14 protein-coding genes are annotated in these 17,345 nt (G+C 68.4%); 6 read left to right on the top strand and 8 right to left on the bottom strand.

The window, feature by feature from the left end:
* The first annotated feature begins 67 nt into the window (after positions 1 to 67).
* Positions 68 to 1,270 carry a GNAT family N-acetyltransferase gene (locus B7G54_RS01300; RefSeq protein ID WP_085037402.1) on the top strand — a complete coding sequence of 401 codons (1,203 nt, stop codon included), beginning with the start codon at positions 68 to 70 and terminating at the stop codon, positions 1,268 to 1,270.
* A 24-nt stretch (positions 1,271 to 1,294) separates the two neighbouring features.
* Here the strand turns inward: B7G54_RS01300 and B7G54_RS01295 are convergent, their stop codons facing one another.
* Both B7G54_RS01295 and B7G54_RS01290 read right to left on the bottom strand, forming a co-directional pair.
* Positions 1,295 to 1,774, bottom strand: a complete 480-nt coding sequence (locus tag B7G54_RS01295; RefSeq protein ID WP_085037401.1) for a DUF3331 domain-containing protein — start codon at positions 1,772 to 1,774, stop codon at positions 1,295 to 1,297.
* A gap of 38 nt (positions 1,775 to 1,812) precedes the next feature.
* The gene (locus B7G54_RS01290; RefSeq protein ID WP_085037400.1) at positions 1,813 to 3,024 is read right to left on the bottom strand and encodes an MFS transporter; all 1,212 of its coding nucleotides are present in this window, start codon (positions 3,022 to 3,024) and stop codon (positions 1,813 to 1,815) included.
* 474 nt (positions 3,025 to 3,498) lie between these two features.
* Here B7G54_RS01290 and B7G54_RS01280 point away from each other — a divergent pair, with 474 nt between their 5' ends.
* From B7G54_RS01280 to B7G54_RS01265, 4 genes are all read left to right on the top strand, one after another.
* The gene (locus B7G54_RS01280; RefSeq protein WP_085037398.1) at positions 3,499 to 4,563 is read left to right on the top strand and encodes a 2,3-butanediol dehydrogenase; all 1,065 of its coding nucleotides are present in this window, start codon (positions 3,499 to 3,501) and stop codon (positions 4,561 to 4,563) included.
* Positions 4,564 to 5,009: 446 nt separating this feature from the next.
* A complete protein-coding gene (locus B7G54_RS01275) occupies positions 5,010 to 6,947 on the top strand; it encodes a sensor histidine kinase (RefSeq protein WP_085037397.1) in 1,938 nt (645 codons plus the stop codon).
* 151 nt (positions 6,948 to 7,098) lie between these two features.
* On the top strand, positions 7,099 to 7,755 hold the full coding sequence (locus B7G54_RS01270; RefSeq protein ID WP_085037922.1) for a VC0807 family protein: 657 nt from the start codon (positions 7,099 to 7,101) through the stop codon (positions 7,753 to 7,755).
* A 74-nt stretch (positions 7,756 to 7,829) separates the two neighbouring features.
* Entirely contained in the window at positions 7,830 to 8,696 is an 867-nt protein-coding gene (locus B7G54_RS01265) for a CPBP family intramembrane glutamic endopeptidase (RefSeq protein WP_085037396.1), read from the top strand.
* A gap of 22 nt (positions 8,697 to 8,718) precedes the next feature.
* Here B7G54_RS01265 and B7G54_RS01260 read toward each other — a convergent pair whose 3' ends face one another.
* The 5 genes from B7G54_RS01260 to B7G54_RS01240 form a co-directional block, all read right to left on the bottom strand.
* Positions 8,719 to 9,699 (bottom strand): aldo/keto reductase, encoded by a 981-nt coding sequence (locus B7G54_RS01260; RefSeq protein WP_085037395.1) that lies wholly within the window; start codon positions 9,697 to 9,699, stop codon positions 8,719 to 8,721.
* A gap of 186 nt (positions 9,700 to 9,885) precedes the next feature.
* A complete protein-coding gene (locus B7G54_RS01255) occupies positions 9,886 to 10,557 on the bottom strand; it encodes a MarC family protein (protein WP_011354924.1) in 672 nt (223 codons plus the stop codon).
* Between the two features lie 138 nt (positions 10,558 to 10,695).
* Positions 10,696 to 11,496 carry an enoyl-CoA hydratase-related protein gene (locus tag B7G54_RS01250; protein ID WP_085037394.1) on the bottom strand — a complete coding sequence of 267 codons (801 nt, stop codon included), beginning with the start codon at positions 11,494 to 11,496 and terminating at the stop codon, positions 10,696 to 10,698.
* Positions 11,497 to 11,534: 38 nt separating this feature from the next.
* Positions 11,535 to 12,857: a phenylacetate--CoA ligase PaaK gene (gene paaK / locus B7G54_RS01245; RefSeq protein WP_085037393.1), complete on the bottom strand. Its 1,323-nt coding sequence runs from the start codon at positions 12,855 to 12,857 to the stop codon at positions 11,535 to 11,537.
* Positions 12,858 to 12,916: 59 nt separating this feature from the next.
* Positions 12,917 to 14,473, bottom strand: a complete 1,557-nt coding sequence (locus B7G54_RS01240) for a 3-hydroxyacyl-CoA dehydrogenase (RefSeq protein WP_085037392.1) — start codon at positions 14,471 to 14,473, stop codon at positions 12,917 to 12,919.
* A gap of 551 nt (positions 14,474 to 15,024) precedes the next feature.
* On the opposite strand from B7G54_RS01240, the gene B7G54_RS01230 reads away from it, so the two are divergent.
* Positions 15,025 to 16,113 (top strand): calcium:cation antiporter, encoded by a 1,089-nt coding sequence (locus B7G54_RS01230; protein ID WP_085037390.1) that lies wholly within the window; start codon positions 15,025 to 15,027, stop codon positions 16,111 to 16,113.
* Between the two features lie 94 nt (positions 16,114 to 16,207).
* On the opposite strand, the gene B7G54_RS01225 is transcribed toward B7G54_RS01230, so the two are convergent.
* Entirely contained in the window at positions 16,208 to 17,341 is a 1,134-nt protein-coding gene (locus B7G54_RS01225) for a transporter substrate-binding and LysM peptidoglycan-binding domain-containing protein (RefSeq protein WP_085037389.1), read from the bottom strand.
* Positions 17,342 to 17,345 lie beyond the last annotated feature (4 nt).

The raw sequence follows: 17,345 nt of genomic DNA, 5'->3' as shown, positions 1-17,345 counted from the left end.
CCTCGCCAAGACTACGATCGTCTGCATGCCGGCATGTCGCCGGCCGCCAACCGAAGCGAGATCGACCTTGTCCACGCTCACCAACGCTTTCCAGCAACCCATCGGCCACCCCGTTCCCGACTGGTCCGCGCGCCCGCGCCCGGCGCGTATCGTGCTAGAAGGCCGCTACTGCCGGCTCGAACCGCTCGACGCAGAGCGCCACGCGGCCGACCTGTACGCCGCCTACGCCCAGGCACCGGACGGCAGCGACTGGACCTATCTCGCGCACGGCCCGTACGCCGACGAAGCGAGCTACCGCGACTACGCGCGTACCGCGCAGGCGAGCCCGGATCCGCTGCACTACACGGTGATCGACCGCGCCACGGGCCGTGCGGTCGGCACGCTCGCGCTGATGCGCATCGATCCGGCCAACGGCGTGATCGAGGTCGGCTCCGTCACGTTCTCGCCGCTGCTCAAGCGCACGCCCGTCTCGACCGAAGCGCAGTTCCTGCTGATGAAGTACGCGTTCGACACGCTCGGCTACCGGCGCTACGAATGGAAGTGCGACGACCTGAACATGCCGTCGCGCAAGGCCGCCGCACGGCTCGGCTTCCGCTACGAAGGCACGTTCCGGCAGGCGATCATCTACCGTGGCCGCAATCGCGACACCGCGTGGTTCTCGATCATCGACGGCGAATGGCCGGATGTCCGCGCCGCGTTCGACGCGTGGCTCGCCCCGGAGAACTTCGACGCGCAGGGCGAGCAGCGCCAGTCGCTCACCGCGATCCGCCACGCGCAGGCGCGCGAGCGCGATGCGGCCAGCCGCGCGCACGACACGACGCGCGTGACGGTGCGCCCGCTCGTCGCCGCCGACGAAGCCGCGTGGCGCCCACTGTGGCAGGGTTATCAGAGGTTCTACGACACCGCGCTGAGCGACGCGGTGTTCGCGACGACGTGGGCGCGCCTGATGGATCCCGCCGAGCCGATGTTCGTGCTCGGCGCATTCGACGCATCGGGCACGCTGGTCGGGATCGTGCATTCGATCTACCACCGCTCGTGCTGGACCGAAGGGCCGTACTGCTACCTGCAGGACCTGTACACCGCGCCCGACGCCCGCGGGCAAGGCGCAGGCGGTGCGCTCATCGAGGCCGTGTACGAACATGCCCGCGAAGCGGGCGCGAGCCGCGTGTACTGGCTCACGCACGAAACCAACACGACCGCGCGCGCGCTGTACGACAAGCTCGCGAACAATGCCGGGTTCATCCAGTACCGGCACGACGTGAAGAAGTAACGCGGTGCCGCGGCCGGCCGGCGTTCACCCGGGCACGGCAGCCGGCGCGCGTGCGTCGTCATCCCCCGGCGTGACGCCACACGCCACGCCGGTTGCACCCGGCACCGACGCCGGGCGGATCATCTCGTCGCCATTGGCCGGCACGGGCCGCCGCACCGGCCGGAACACCGGCTCGCCCGGTTCGATCGGCTGCCCCGAGATCGCACAACGGCCCGGCTGCAACGCGACCCGCAAGCGCCAGCGCTGTTCGCCGTAATGGCAACGGCCGCTCTCGACCCAGCGAATCAGCAACGCATTGTCGTCGGCCTCCAGCACCGTGACGAACAGTTGCGAACGCAACGGCGAGACGGACGCTGCGGCGTGCCCGGGAACCGCCGCTCGGCCGAGCGTCACGAGCGGATGCGCGACGCCGCCACGTGGCGGCATCGCATCGTGTTCGACCCATGCCGGCGTATCGCACGGCACGTCTTCTTCGCAAATCAGGCTTTCCATGGTGTCGAGCATGCTTGACGGATTTCCGTGCAGGTTGAACGGCGCCGCGCTCAGCGCCGGCCCATCGGTTCGCGCAGCAGCGACAGGCCGATCGCCGCGCCGGTGACGGCAGTCGCGAGCATCAGCCCGATGCCGCCCGACCAGCCGAATGCACCGACGATCGCGCCGATCGCCAGCGGTCCGATCACCTGTCCGAGATAGTTGCCCTGCACGACCCAGCCGATGCTGAGCGGCGCCAGCGACGGCGTCGGCGCGGAGCCCGGCGCGCATGCGAGGATCGTCGCCGGCAGCATCCCCGCGATCGCCGAGAACGCAAAACCCAGCGCAACCGCGAGCGGCGCAGGCGTGGCTGCGCTGAAGAGCCCCGCGCCGGCCACGCCGATCGCGACCGACGTCGCAGCCATCACGATCCCCGGCCGCGCGCCGCGCGACAGCAGCCAGCCAGCCGTCAGGTTGCCGATCACGCACGCGGCGACGATCGCCGCGCTGATCACCCCCGCTGCACCGACCGCGACGCCGAGGCGCTGCATCAGGAACACCGGCAGGAACGTCATCGCCGCGAAGAACTGCACGTTGTAGGTCGCGAAACCCAGCGCGAGCAGCGTGGTCGACCGTGACGCGAACACGTCGCGCAGCGCGGGCCCGATGCGCGTCGCGACGGCCTGTCGCGATGGCGCAGCGGCGGACGTCGTGACAGGCACCGCAGCCGCCGCGACGAGCGTCAGCGCCGCGGCCGCTAGCCAGCCGTTGCGCCAGCCGCCGAGCAGCGGCCCGACCAGCATCGACAGTGCCATGCCGGCCGGCATGAACGTGCTCCACAGCCCGAACGCGACATTGCGCCGCTCGGGCGGCGTCACGCGATTCAGTACGGCCGGCGCGGCGACCACGACGATCACGAAGCCGAGCCCCTCGGCGAAGCGCGTGGCCAGCAGCAGCGCGAAGCTGCCGGCCCATGCGCCGGCGACACTCGACAGGCCGAGGATGACGAGGCCCGCGATCAGCAGCAGCCGGTCGCCCCAGCGCCGCACCAGCAGGCCGGCCGCGATGCCGCCGACCACGCCGACGAACGGAAACACCGACATGATCCCGCTCAGCGAAGCGAGCGAGCCGCCGAACTCGTGCTGGAGCGACGGCAACGCGATCGTCGCCTTGCCGACGTGCAACGCCGACACGATGCTCGCCAGCACGACGTTCGCGACGGCGGCCCGGTAGCTGCGCGACGGCAGCGTGGCGGCGTCGGCCGCGACAGGCGATTCGGTCATCTCCACCTCCGTTGAAGCGGCCGCGTGCAACGGGATGCGTCACGCGTCCGCGATCGGACTGGCGCACATGATACAAATTGAAGTTCACTTCAAGTAAAGGGGTAATGTGCGCAACGATCCGTTCCATCGATCGCGGCAATGAGCCCGCGTGGCAGCGTGCGTCTCGCGATTCGTCTCATTGCGCTGAGACGAACGTCCCAGCGTCTCATCCGGCGTGCGGCTCCGCTATCGCAGCAAACTTCACACCGCGCCGCCGCAACATCGCCCCCTGTCAATGCCTATGACGATTGTGCGATGCGTCATTTCCACCGAGTCGAATCATCGTCCTTCGCGCCATTCGAGCTGGCCCCGTTCCTGCATATCGGTCGATCGCGCAATCGCGCGACGGGCGCACCGGCAGCCACGCCTCGCGCCCGACGACAACCCGATGGAGACAGCAACGTGATTACACCGGCATCGCCCCCCACCCCCAGCATGAAAGCTGCCGTCTGGCACGGCCGCCACGACATCCGCGTCGAGCAGGTTCCCGTTCCGGAGCGCCCGCCGGCAGGCTGGGTCACGATCCGCGTGCACTGGTGCGGGATCTGCGGCTCCGACCTGCACGAATACGTCGCGGGCCCCGTCTTCATCCCGGTCGACGCGCCGCATCCGCTGACGGGCCTGAAGGGCCAGTGCATCCTCGGCCACGAGTTCAGCGGCGAAATCGCCGAACTCGGCGCGGGCGTGACGGGCTTCGCGGTCGGCGACCGCGTGACGGCCGACGCATGCCAGCATTGCGGCACCTGCTGGTATTGCAGGCACGGGCTGTACAACATCTGCGAAAACCTGGCGTTCACCGGGCTGATGAACAACGGCGCGTTCGCCGAGTACGTGAACGTGCCGGCCGAGTTGCTGTACAAGCTGCCCGACGGCTTCCCGACCGAGGCCGGCGCGCTGATCGAGCCGCTCGCGGTCGGCCTGCATGCGGTAAAGAAGGCCGGCAACATCGTCGGGCAGACCGTCGTCGTGGTCGGTGCCGGCACGATCGGCCTGTGCACGATCATGTGCGCGAAGGCCGCGGGCGCCGGGCGCGTGATCGCGCTGGAAATGTCGGCCGCGCGCAAGCAGAAGGCGCTCGAAGTCGGTGCGAGCGTCGTCATCGATCCGAAGACGTCCGACGCGATCGCGGAAGTCAAGGCGCTGACCGGCGGCTACGGTGCCGACGTGTCGTTCGAGTGCATCGGGCACACGGCCACCGCGAAACTCGCGATCGACGTGATCCGCAAGGCCGGCAAGTCGGTAATGGTCGGCATCTTCGAGGAACCGGCGCCGTTCAACTTCTTCGACATCGTGTCGACCGAGAAGGAAGTGATCGGCTCGCTCGCGTACAACGGCGAATTCGCGGACGTGATCCGCTTTATCGCCGACGGCCGCATCGACGTGCAGCCGCTCATCACCGGGCGTATCGCGCTCGGCGACATCGTCTCGCACGGCTTCGAGGAACTGGTCAACCACAAGGACCGGAACGTGAAGATCATCGTTCAGCCCGCCGTCGCCTGACCGCTCTCGCGGCCGCGGCACCGATTCTCGCCGCGGCACGCCTGCTGCCGTGTCGCCCTGAAGCGTCGCCCACGCATGGGCGGCGCGCCTGCCTGCCGTTCCCCTCCAACGCTCTCCTCGTTGCTGCTCGTCGTCCAATGCGGACTGGATGCCGCGTACCACGGCAATCACGACGATCAAAAAACCTTCGCAATCCAAACCATCTGCCGTAACGCGCCACGGGCTCGATACGCGATCAGGGTTTCTCCGGATCAAGCGCGATTCGTCCGGTGCCGACAGGACACTGACGCAAGGTGATCCTGTGCCAGGCACGATCCGGCCGCCGTGACGGGATCGTTGCCGCCCCCTTGAAGGCAGCCCCCGCCCCCACAAAACCTTACGGCGTCGCGGCGCCAACAGGCCGAGAATACGGGCCCACCCGGGATAGCTTGCAAACATGGTGTGTCATGAATCGTTCATTCTCGTTTAGCCGGGAACACGCATACAGCATTCGATCGCTGACGATCCAGCAGAAGACGCATATCGGCTTTGCACTCGTCGCGACGCTGCTGGCCTTGCTGTGCGGCACGATCATCTGGGGGAGTTTCCGGCAATACCGGCAGGAGAACGCCGACCTGCAGAGCTTCGAATTCGTCCGCGGCGCAATGAGCGCCGCCAACGTGATCTCGGCCGAACGCGGCCCGACGAACGACCTGCTGGCCCGCCTGCAGGACGACGGCGCCGCCGAGGCCCGCAACCTGCTCGCCGCGCGTGCGCGTTCCGACCACGCGCTCGAACGCTTTCGCGCCGGCATTGCGCAGGCGACCGTGCTCGACGATCGCGAACGCAGCACCCTGCTGCACGCACTCGACTCGGTCCGGATCACGCTCGCCGATGCGCGTGCGGAAGTGGATGCGCTCGACGCGCAGCCGCTCACGTCACGCACCGTTCACGATATCCAGCACGCGCAGGCGCGCCTGTTCCGGATCGTCGACACGCTGTCGCGACTGATCGACGGTGCGATGACCGACACCGCGATGCGCGACCCGCGCACGTCGGGTGCGATCCTGCTCGCGCGACTCCTCGGCGATCTCCGCGAATACGCGGGCCGCACGGGCTCGCTGCTCATCGCGCCGATGTTCGCGCGGCAGGTGCTCGACCGCACGCAGCTCGAGGACATCATGCGGATGCGCGGCCGCATCGAGCAGTTGCGCGCGCTGATCGACGGCACGATCGGCGCGCAGCTCGACGATCCCGACGTGGCACGCGAATATGCGCAGCTCAACGCGGCCTTCGACGCGCACATCCTGCCGCTCGTCGACGCAACCGTCGCCAGCGGCAAGAACGGCGTCTATGCGATGAGCGCGGCCGACTTTTCCCGCGCGATCGTGCCGCATTTCCGGTCGAGCGAACGGCTGCGCGACCGCGTGATCGACCTTGCCCGGCGCCGCGCGATCGGCGGCCGGAACGCTGCCCGGATCAAGGTCGGGGTGTCGGCGTTCGCCACGACACTGTGCATCGCGATCCTGGTCTCGCTCGCACGCGGCACGCAGCGGCTGCTGTCGAAGCCGCTCGATGCGCTCGGCCGCCGGATCGTCGCGCTCAGCGACGGCGATACGTCGCACGTCGCGATGCCGCGCGGCATCGGGCCCGAGATCGGGCGGATTCATGATGCGCTGGAAACGTTGCGCAACGCGACCGTCCGCCGCGACATGCTCGAGCGCCAGCGCAACGACATGCTGACGCTGTTCTCGCACGACATGCGCGCCCCGCTGACATCGCTGATCATCCTGATCGACACGCAGGCGCGGCGGGCGAGCGATGCGCAGATGAAGCAGCAGTTCGCGAGAATCGGCAAGCTTGCGCGGCACACGCTGGCGATGGCCGACGGTTTCGCGCAGCTCTCGCGTGCGGAGGCCAGCGAATACGAACGCGTGCCGGTCAACCTCGGCGACCTGATGAACGAGGCACGCGACGCTGTGTGGCCGCTCGCGCACCGGAAATCGATGTCGATCGACGACGTGCCGCGGCGCGACGACACGATCGTGCTGGGCGACCCGGCGCTGCTGTCGCGCGCGCTGATCAACCTGCTGGACAACGCCATCAAGTACAGCGCGCCGCTGACGAGCGTGGAATGCAAGATCGAGCCGGGCGCCGACGGCAAGACCGTGCGCTGCACGATCCGCGACAGCGGGTGCGGGATCAGCAGCGCGGACCAGACGCGGCTGTTCGAGCGCTACCGGCGCTTCCGCACCGCCGGCCAGCCGGAAACCAGCGGCGTCGGGCTCGGCATGGCGTTCGTCAAGGCAGTCGTCGAACGGCACGACGGCCACATCCATGTACACAGTGCCGTGCTGCAGGGCACCACGATCACGATCATGCTGCCGGCCGCGGCGACGCCTTGACGACGGCACCGGCGGCACCGGCGGCAAGCCACCGACGCGGCACCGCAGCCCCGCCCGATTCTTCGATATACTGAACCGAACCCTTTTCGGGGCAACCGGGGCCCGCCACGCCCTTTGCGCGTTCGCCCCAACCTGCGTGGAATTGCGCACCGTGAAACCGCGAGCCGGACTGATTCTCGAACTCTTCGTCAACCTGGTGCTGCCCTGGGTTGCCTATCGGGCCGCCCAGCCGTATTTCGGCGAAACCGGCGCGCTTTACGCATCCGCGATCCCGCCGATCATCTGGTCGATCGTCGAATTCATCCGCTCGCGCCGCGTCGACGCGGTAGCGGCCATCGTGCTGCTCGGCATCGCGCTGTCGATCCTCGGGATGGCGCTCGGCGGCAGCCCGCGCACGCTGCTGATGCGCGAATCGCTCGCGTCGGGCACGATCGGCGTCGTGTTCCTGCTGTCGCTGTTCCGCGAACGCCCGCTCATCTTCTATCTCGCCCGCGCCACCGTGGCCCGCGAGATGGATGGCGGCGCCGCGCACTTCGAAGCAGTCTGGGACGCGCAGCCCGGGCTGCGGCAGATGCTTCGGCGGATGACCTTCGTCTGGGGCGCATTCATGACCCTGGAAATGCTGCTGCGCTGCTGGATGGTCGTGACCTGGCCGGTCGAACGCGTGCTGGTCGTGTCGCCGATCATGGGCTACACCGTGTTCGGCTGTCTGCTGCTTTGGACATTCTGGTACCGGCGGCGGATGCGCGAGCGCAACAGCGTCCACATCCCGGGGCGCGACGGCGTCACCGAAACCGCCGGCCGCTGACGCCGCCCGGCCGGCATGGCAGGGCGGCTGCTGTATGATGCGCGGCGTCTCGTCCGACCAATGCCGCTCCTGTCATGTCCCTTTCGCTCCTTCCGTCCGCCACGATCTGGCTCGCCCTGTTCGCGGCCGCCGCGTTCGCGTGGCATCGCCCGCAGCACGGCCTGAGCGTCGGCCTCGCCGCGCTCGGCTATGCGTGCGCGCTGGCGTTCGGCAAGCTCGCGCCGCTCACGCTGGCGCCGCTCGCGTTGCTGGCCGCGGCCGCCTGGGGCGTGATGCCCGAGCGCCCGCGCGCGGTGCGCATCGCCGCACACGTCGTCTTTGCCGCACTCGCGATCGCGCTCAGCCTGCACCTGATTCCCGGCTTCTACAATCCGCGCGTGATCGGCCCGATGCGCTTCACGCCGGATGCCGTGCCGTTCACGATGTACCTGAACCTGGACAAGCCGCTCGTCGGCCTGTGGCTGGTGTGGGCGCTGCCGTGGGTCGCCCCCGACATCCCGCTGTCGCGCGCGCTGCGCACCGGCGCGGTGGCGGCCGTCGCAACGGCGGCCGCGTGCCTGGCCGGCGCGCTCGCGTTCGGGATGGTCGGCTGGGCGCCCAAGTGGCCACCGTCAGGCTGGCTGTGGCTCGTGAACAACCTGCTGCTCGTGACGCTCGCCGAGGAAGCGCTGTTCCGCGGCTACGTGCAGGGCGGGCTGACGCGCGCGCTCCGCGCGTTCGCATGGGGGCCGTGGGCCGCGCTTGCGATCGGCGCGGCGTTGTTCGGCGCCGCGCATGCGGCCGGCGGCTGGCAATGGATCGTGCTCGGCACCGTGGCCGGCGTCGGCTACGGCCTCGCATGGCGGCGCGGCGGACTGCTCGCGTCCGCGCTCGCGCATGCGGGGCTCAACGTCGTCCACTTCGGTCTGTTCACCTACCCGATGCTCGCCGCCGCGCACTGAACGCGGCGCGCGGCGGCGCCGCTCAGTTGAACCCGGCAACCGCGTGCGGCACGTACGGGCGTTCGAGCGTGGCGATCTCGTCGTCGGTCAGTTTCAGTTCGAGCGCACCGAGTGCGTCGTCCAGCTGCTGCGGCTTCGAGATGCCGACGATCGGCGCGGTCACGCCGTGCTTTTGTGCCACCCACGCCAGCGCGACCTGCGCCCGCGGCACGTTGCGCGCGACGGCGATCGCCGCCACGGCCTCGACGACGGCCTTGTCCGCGTCGATCGTCGCGTCGTACAGCCGCTTGGCGACATCGTCCTTCTGCTGCCGTTCCGACGATTCGTCCCAGCTGCGCGTCAGGCGGCCGCGGGCGAGCGGGCTCCACGGAATCACCGCGATGCCCTCGTCCGCGCACAGCGGCAGCATTTCGCGCTCTTCTTCCCGATACAGCAGGTTCAGGTGGTTCTGCATGCTCACGAAGCGGGTCCAGCCGTTCTGCTTTGAAATGTGCAGCGCCTTCGCGAACTGCCACGCGAACATCGACGACGCGCCGATATAGCGCGCCTTGCCGGCCTTCACGACGTCGTGCAGCGCCTCGAGCGTCTCCTCGATCGGCGTGCCGTAGTCCCAGCGGTGGATCTGGTAGAGGTCGACGTAATCGGTGCCGAGCCGCTTCAGGCTCTGGTCGATGTCGGTCATGATCGCCTTGCGCGACAGGCCGGCGCCGTTCGGCCCGGGCCGCATCCGGTAGAACACCTTGGTCGCGATCACGATCTCGTCGCGTTTCGCGAAATCGCGCAGCGCACGGCCGACGATCTCCTCCGACGTGCCGTCCGAATACATGTTCGCGGTATCGAAGAAGTTGATGCCGGCTTCGACCGCCCGCTGGATGATCGGGCGGCTCTCGGCTTCCGGCAGCGTCCACGGATGCGTGCCGCGCGACGGTTCGCCGAACGTCATGCACCCCAGCACCAGCCTGGACACTTCCAGCCCTGTCGATCCGAATTTCACGTATTCCATTGCACGCCTCGCCGTTGAAGTTGAGCTGACGGGCGGATGCGCGCCGCGCACCCGCCGGACCGTCGCATGTTATCCCGGGCGGCAAAAATGCGTGCGGCGTCGCCGCATCGTACGAAGGGAGTGCTCGTCAGCGCGAGGCCGCGCGGGGCGCCGGCTGCGCAGCGCGTGCGCAGTGGCGCCGGCCGCTTACTTGGCCTGGTCGGCGATCGGCTGCAGGAACGCGGAAAAGCCGGTCAGCATGATCTGCACGCCGATGCACAGCAGCAGGAACGCCGACACGCGCTTCGCGACCTTGGTGCCTTCGCTGCCGAGGTAGCGCGACAGCAACGCGGAGCGGCTGTAGACCTGCCAGATCACGATCGCAACCAGCACGGAGACGGCGATCGACACGATGCTCGACAGCATGAACTCCGACAGCTTGTGCGTGCGGTTCGCGTTCAGCGCGATCGCGGTCGCGATCGACCCGGGGCCAACCGTCAGCGGCATGGTCAACGGGAAGAACGCGCGCGTCATGATCGCGTTCGCGTCGATCGGCTTGACCGGCGTATCGCCGCCGCCCGGCCCGTCGGGTTCGTTGAGCATCTGCCAGCCCGCGACTGCGACCGCGAAGCCGCCGCCGATCCGCAGCGCTTCCATCGAAATCCCGAAGAAATGCAGCACCGGCGTGCCGGCGAAGAACGCGACCATCAGCACGATGAACGCGTTGAACGCGACCTTCCTCGCGAGGAGATCGCGCTCCTGCTCGGTGAGCGCCTCGGTCCGTTCGAGAAACAGGAACGCGATGCCGATCGGGTTGATGATGCCGATCAGGCCGGTGAAGCCGAACAGGATCTCGGAGATAAGGCGGTTGACGATCATCGGATGAAGAATCGGTCGGGGCTGGGCCGGCAGCGCGCCGGAGGTCACGCATTGTAGAGCAAGCGCCCGCGCCCGAGCCGCAAAATTCGGCCGGGCCCGCTGTGCCGGCAATCGTCGCCGTTTCCCCTTGATTTCCCCTTAATCGGCGCCCGCCTCCCATCCCGGCGGCCGCTTCGCGAAGAACGCCGCGAAGCCTTCCTTCGCTTCCGGTGTCGCCCGCACACGGGAGATCGTCTGCGCGGTGAACGCCGCACGCTCGTCCGACGGCGGATACTCGCCGATCGCGTCGAAGAAGCGCTTGATCTCCATCAGCGCGTTCGGGCCGTTGCGGCCAAGTTCGGCGAGCGTCTGGTCGAGTGCTTCGTCGAGCGAATCGAGCGGCACGGCCTGGTGGATCAGGCCGATCGCGACCGCTTCGCCCGCGGCAAGCTGGGTCGCCGTCAGCGCGAGCCGGCGCGCCTGGCGCTGGCCGACCGCCTCGACCAGATACGGGCCGATCACGGCCGGCAGGATCCCGAAACGTGCCTCGCTGACCGAGAAGCGCGCATGATCGCTCGCGATCACGATGTCGCATGCCGCACACAGGCCGACGCCGCCGCCGAACGCATGGCCCTGCACGCGCGCCACCGTCGGCTTCGGGCATTGCCGGATCGCGCGCATCATCGCGGCGAACCGTTCTGCATCGCGCAGGTTCGCGGCCGCGTCGTTCGCGCTCGCGCGCTGCATCCACTGCAGGTCGGCGCCCGCGCAGAACGCGCGGCCGTCCGAACGCAGCACGATCGCGCGCACGTCGTCGCGCCGGCCGAGCGTGGTGAACGCGTCGGTCAGTTCGGCGATCATCGTCTCGTCGAACGCGTTGAGCACGTCGCCGCGCTGCAGCGCGACGGTTGCGATGCCGCGCGCATCGACCGTGACGGCCAGGGTCTTCAATCCATCCATCGAACAGGTTTCCTCGGGTAGAACGGCAAACATGGGGATCAGGCGGCCTGGCGGCGATCGATCACGCGCCGGGCCTTGCCGGTTGCGGTCGCGGGAATGCCGCCCGCCGCCAGCACCGTCACGCCGGACGACACGCCGACCATCGTCTTGATGCGGTGCTGCAGCTCGCGTGCGAGCGCCGCGCGATCGCTGTCGGTGACGGACGCGGCCGCTTCCGAGCGCAGTTCGACCGCGAGATCGAGCCGGTCCATGTGACCGTCGCGCGACAGCGTGATCTGGAACTGGCCCGACAACTGCGGCAGCGCGACGACGATCTCCTCGATCTGGCTCGGGAACACGTTCACGCCGCGCACGATCAGCATGTCGTCGGAGCGGCCCGTGATCTTCGCGAGACGGCGCATCGCGCGCGCGGTCGGCGGCAGCAGCGCGGTGAGGTCGCGCGTGCGGTAGCGGATCACCGGCATCGCTTCCTTCGTCAGCGACGTGAACACGAGCTCGCCCTGGCTGCCGTCGGGCAGCACTTCACCCGTGACCGGATCGATGATCTCCGGGTAGAAATGGTCTTCCCAGATCACCGGGCCGTCCTTCGTCTCGACGCATTCGCACGCGACGCCCGGGCCCATCACTTCCGACAGCCCGTAGATGTCGAGCGCGTCGATGCCCACGCGCGTCTCGACTTCCTCCCGCAGCGCCTGCGTCCACGGCTCGGCACCGAAGATGCCGATCTTCAGCGACGACTCGGCCGGGTCCATCCCCTGCCGCACCATCTCGTCGATCAGGTTCAGCATGTACGACGGCGTGACGAGGATGATCTTCGGCTCGAAATCGCGGATCAGCTGCACCTGCTTCTCGGTTTGCCCGCCCGACATCGGCACGACCATGCAGCCGAGCCGTTCCGCGCCGTAGTGGATCCCGAGGCCGCCCGTGAAGAGGCCGTAGCCGAACGCGTTGTGCAGCGTGTCGCCCGGGCGGCCGCCCGCCGCGCGGATCGAGCGCGCGGTCACGTTCGCCCAGGTATCGATGTCGCGCGCGGTGTAGCCGACCACCGTCGGCTTGCCCGTCGTGCCGCTCGACGCGTGCACGCGCACGACCTGCTCGCGCGGTACCGCGAACAACCCGAACGGATAGTTGTCGCGCAAATCGTTCTTGGTCGAGAACGGAAATTTCGCGAGATCGGCGAGCGACTTCAGGTCGTCCGGATGCACGCCCGCCGCATCGAACGTGCGGCGATAGTGCGGGACGTTGTCGTATGCGTGGCGCAGCGACCACTTGAGGCGCTCGAGCTGCAGCGCCTGCAGTTCGTCGCGGCTGGCGGTCTCGATCGGCTCGAGGGCGGCGGCGGGATGCGTCGGGTGAGTCATCGGGGTGCTCCTCCAATGGAGTGGTGTCGTTATCGTGCTCGGGGTAACGGGGCCGGCGGCTACGACCGGAACGTGCGGCCGGCCGCATGCAGCGCGGCGATGCGCGGCGACACGCGATAGCGGTCCTCGCCGTAGCTCGCCGCCAGGTTCGACAGCACGCGATGCACGCGGCCGATGCCGATCGCATCGGCCCACGCGAGCGGGCCGCACGGGTAGTTCACGCCCTTCTCCATCGCGAGATCGAGATCGGCGGGCGAACATACGCCCTGGTTCACCGTGTCGGCCGCCTCGTTCGCGAGCATCGCGACGGTGCGCATCGCGACCATGCCCGGCACGTCCGCGACGCCGACGACGCGAAAACCCGCCTGCTGGAACAGGCCGACCGCGTCCGCATAGGCCGCATCGCTGCACTGGAGCGCGCGCGTCAGCGCAACAAGCCCGGCCTGCGCGTAATCGCGCGCCAGGTCGACCAGCACGAGATCGGCCACGCCCGTCTGCGCGGCACGCGTGGTCGCGGTGCGGCCGTCGGTCAGCGCGATCGATGCGCGGCCGGCCGTCGCGAGCAGGCCGTCGGCCTGCGCACCGGCCTGCCGGGCACCCGCGATGCGTTCGGCGAAGCGCGCATGCAGCGCGGCGGCCGGTCCGTCCTGTGCAAACAGCACGACGCCGGCCGGCGCGTCGCGCGGTGCTTCGAGATCGGGTGCGGGCGGCGTCGCGCCGTCCGCATATGAATAGAAGCCGCGCCCCGACTTGCGCCCGAGGAAGCCCGCGTTCACGAGTTCCTGCTGGATCAGCGACGGCGTGTAGCGCGGATCGTTGAAGTACGCACGGAACACCGATTCGGTCACCGCGAAGTTCACGTCGTGGCCGATCAGGTCCATCAGCTCGAACGGCCCCATCCGGAAGCCGCCGGCCTCGCGCATCACCGCGTCGATCGAGGCCGGCGCGCCGCCCTGCTCGTTCAGCACGCGCAGCGCCTCCGCGTAATACGGCCGCGCGACGCGGTTCACGATGAAGCCCGGCGTCGATTTCGCCAGCACGGGCTGCTTGCCCCACGCGGCAGCGGTCGCATACAGCACCTGCGCGACTTCGGGGGCAGTCGCGAGCCCGCTGACCACCTCGACGAGCGCCATCAGCGGCGCCGGGTTGAAGAAATGCAGGCCGGCGACGCGCTGCGGCACACGCAGCCCGGCCGCGATCGACGTGATCGAGATCGACGACGTGTTGGTCGCCAGCAGGCACGCGTCGTCGACATGGCGTTCGAGCGTCGCGAAGATCTCGCGCTTCACGTCGAGCCGCTCGGCCGCCGCCTCGACGATCAGCGTGGCGCCGGCAAAATCGGCCAGCGCGCGCACCGCGCGGAGCCGGCTGCCGGCCGCGTCGGCCTGGGCCGGTTCCAGCCGGCCCTTCTCCGCAAGCCGTGCGAACTGCGCACGGACGCCGGCCAGCGCCTTGTCGCAAGCGGCTTCGTTCAGGTCGTACAGCAGCACCGTGTGGCCGGCCGCGGCCGCGACCTGCGCAATGCCCGCGCCCATCGCGCCGGCACCGATCACGCCGACGACGGCCGACGGCGCCAGCGCGCCCGAGTTCACCGAATGTGCAGAAGAAACAGCCATCGCTTGCGATCCGTCATGAAGTGGAAGTGCGAGCGATTATAAACCGACCGGTCGGTAGATTTATGTCAGGGCGAGCCCGAATTTGTCGGGCAAGAAACCATTACGGAAACTGCAAAGACAAAAAAATCGAAAGATCGGGGCACTTTTTGTGAACCGAAAGGTCAATGAAAGGGTTCGAATATGAGATAGCGACCCCCGAACGCCTGATAAAATTCGACAAACCGCCGGATTTCAGGGGGAAACCGCGTGTCACGTCGCCACCGCCGTCCATCGCCGGCCGCCCTTCCGGGGTCGGAATCGAGCCTCCGGCCTGCGCGTCGTCTCGCGTGCTCGCCTCGCCGTTTGCGGCCAGCCGCATCAAACCGTTTCATCCAGCGACGGGCTCCGGCCCGCCTGCGCCCCTCGCCGCCTCACGGCGGCGAACCCAGGGCAGCACCGTCGCGTGCTGCCACCTTTCGGTTTCATCGTCCTTGTTCGGCGGATAGTACGGCCGGGCTTCGTCAATCCGTGACGGCGCGTCGCGCGCCGCCACTCGCATAAGGAAACCCTTCATGCCGCTCTCGTCCAACCAGCTCCCGCGCTGGACCCTCGTGGCCCCGCTTGCCGCATGGCTGGTCCTCGCGCTGTCGCGCGTCGTGCCGGCCGAAGGCCTCGTCATCGCGGTGCTCGCCGCCGCGCTCGCCGGCGCCGTGTTCGCCGCCGTCCACCATGCCGAAGTCGTCGCGCACCGCGTCGGCGAGCCGTTCGGCACGCTCGTGCTCGCGGTCGCCGTGACCGTCATCGAAGTCGCGCTGATCGTGTCGGTGATGCTCGGCGCGGGCCCGGAGAAATCGGGCCTCGCACGCGATACCGTGTTCGCCGCCGTGATGATCATCTGCAACGGCATCGTCGGCATCTGTTTGCTGGTCGGCGCGTGGAAGCACGGTGAACAGGACTTCCAGGGGCGCGGCGCAAGCAAGGCGCTCGCGGTGCTGGCATCCCTGTCGGTGCTGTCGCTCGTGATGCCGAACTACCTGAACGCCGCACCGGGCCCGTTCTTCTCGAAATCGCAGCTCGCGTTCGCCGGCGTGTCGTCGCTCGTGCTGTACGGCGCATTCGTGTTCGTGCAGACCGTGCGTCACCGCGACTACTTCCTCACCGAGCACGACAGCGCAAATGAATCGGTGCACGCGGCGCCGCCGACCAGCCGCACCGCGCTGATCAGCCTGCTGCTGCTGTTCGCGAGCCTCGTCGCGGTCGTGCTGCTCGCGAAGCTGTTGTCGCCGGCCGTCGAGCATGCCGTGATGCAGCTCGGTGCGCCCGAAGCCGCGGTCGGTATCGTGATCGCCGCGCTCGTGCTGCTGCCGGAAGGGCTCGCGGCCGTCACCGCCGCACGCGCGAATCGCCTGCAGACCAGCATGAACCTCGCGCTCGGGTCGGCGCTCGCGAGCATCGGGCTCACGATCCCGACCGTCGCGGCCGTGTTCATCTGGGTCGGCCAGCCGCTCACGCTCGGCATCGGGCCGATGGAAACCGTGCTGCTGGCGCTCACCCTGCTGGTCAGCACGCTGACGCTCAGCCAGGGGCGCACGACGGTGCTGCACGGCGTCGTGCACCTGTCGCTGTTCGCCGCGTACCTGTTCCTGTCGATCACGCACTGACGCAGAAAAGCGTACGGCCCGGCGGATCGCCTCCGCCGGGCCGCACGCAGTCGTTCACGTCCCTTCACGCGCCTTCATTCACTTCACGCCGCCGTTACCGCACCGGAATCACGAGATGCTGGCCCGCCAGGATCAGGTTCGGGTTGGCGAGGTTGTTGCGGCGTTGAATCTCGCGATAGCGCTGGCCGCTGCCGAGCTTGCTCGCCGCGATCATGTTCAGCGTGTCGCCCGGCTTCACCACGTACGTGTGTTCGCCCGACGCGGCCGCGGTCGTCACCGCCTGGTCGCTGACGAAGTACTTGCGCAGCAGGTCGAGATACTGCGGCGACTGCTTGAGCTTCGCGATCGCGGCGTTCAGGTAGATCAGCAGATCCTGGTCGTCGGCGCGCACGCCAATCTTGTACGCGATGTTCGAGCCGTCGAGCTTGGTCACCGCGAACTTCAGGTCGGTGTCCTTGATCGAGCTGACCGCGAACGGATAGTCGTAGATGAACGCGTCGACCGTATGGCCGTCGATACTCTTCGCGATGAACGCCGGATCGGAATCGTCGACCTCGACAAACTTCACGTTCGGATACTGGCGCGTGACGAACGCGCGCACGTCCGGGTCGCCCTTCAGGATGCCGACCGTCTTGCCCGCGAGATCGTCGGTCGAGCGGATCGCGGAGCCCTGCCGCACGATCAGCGAATAGCCGAAATCGTCGACATACGGCACCGAATAGACGACACCGGCCGGCGTGTTGTCCGGGAACGTCAGCCCGTCCATCGCCACGTCGACCACGTGGTTCCCCTTCGCGTCCGTGTCGAGCAGCTGCTTCGGCACGCCCGGGTACGTGTCGACCTCATGACGCGTATCGACGACGACCGGCTTGCCGCCGTGCGAGAACGACGGATCCGCGAACAGCAGCCGCGCGAACTCGACGTTGAAGCCGTGCGGCGCGCCCTTGTCCTCGCCGAAGAACGGCTCGCTCGGGTTCTGCACCGAGATCCGCACGATGCCGTTTTCGGCAATCGATTTCAGCGTGCTGGCCTGCGGCGTGAAGCCGGCCGGCAGCACGTTGGCCGACGGCGGCGTCTGCGCGGACTGGCCGGCGTCGCCATTTTGTGCGGACGTCGAGCCCGGGGCCGCGTCATGCGCGGGAATCAGCGACGACAGGCCGCCCTGATGCACGATCCATACGCCGACGAGCACGACCAGAAACGCGATGGCGCCAAGAAGTTTTTTCATGGTT

Source organism: Burkholderia puraquae, assembly GCF_002099195.1.
In the GTDB taxonomy this organism is placed as follows: domain Bacteria; phylum Pseudomonadota; class Gammaproteobacteria; order Burkholderiales; family Burkholderiaceae; genus Burkholderia; species Burkholderia puraquae.
The sequence above is the reverse complement of the archived record's forward strand: the minus strand, read 5'-3'. Positions and strand labels throughout refer to the sequence as shown.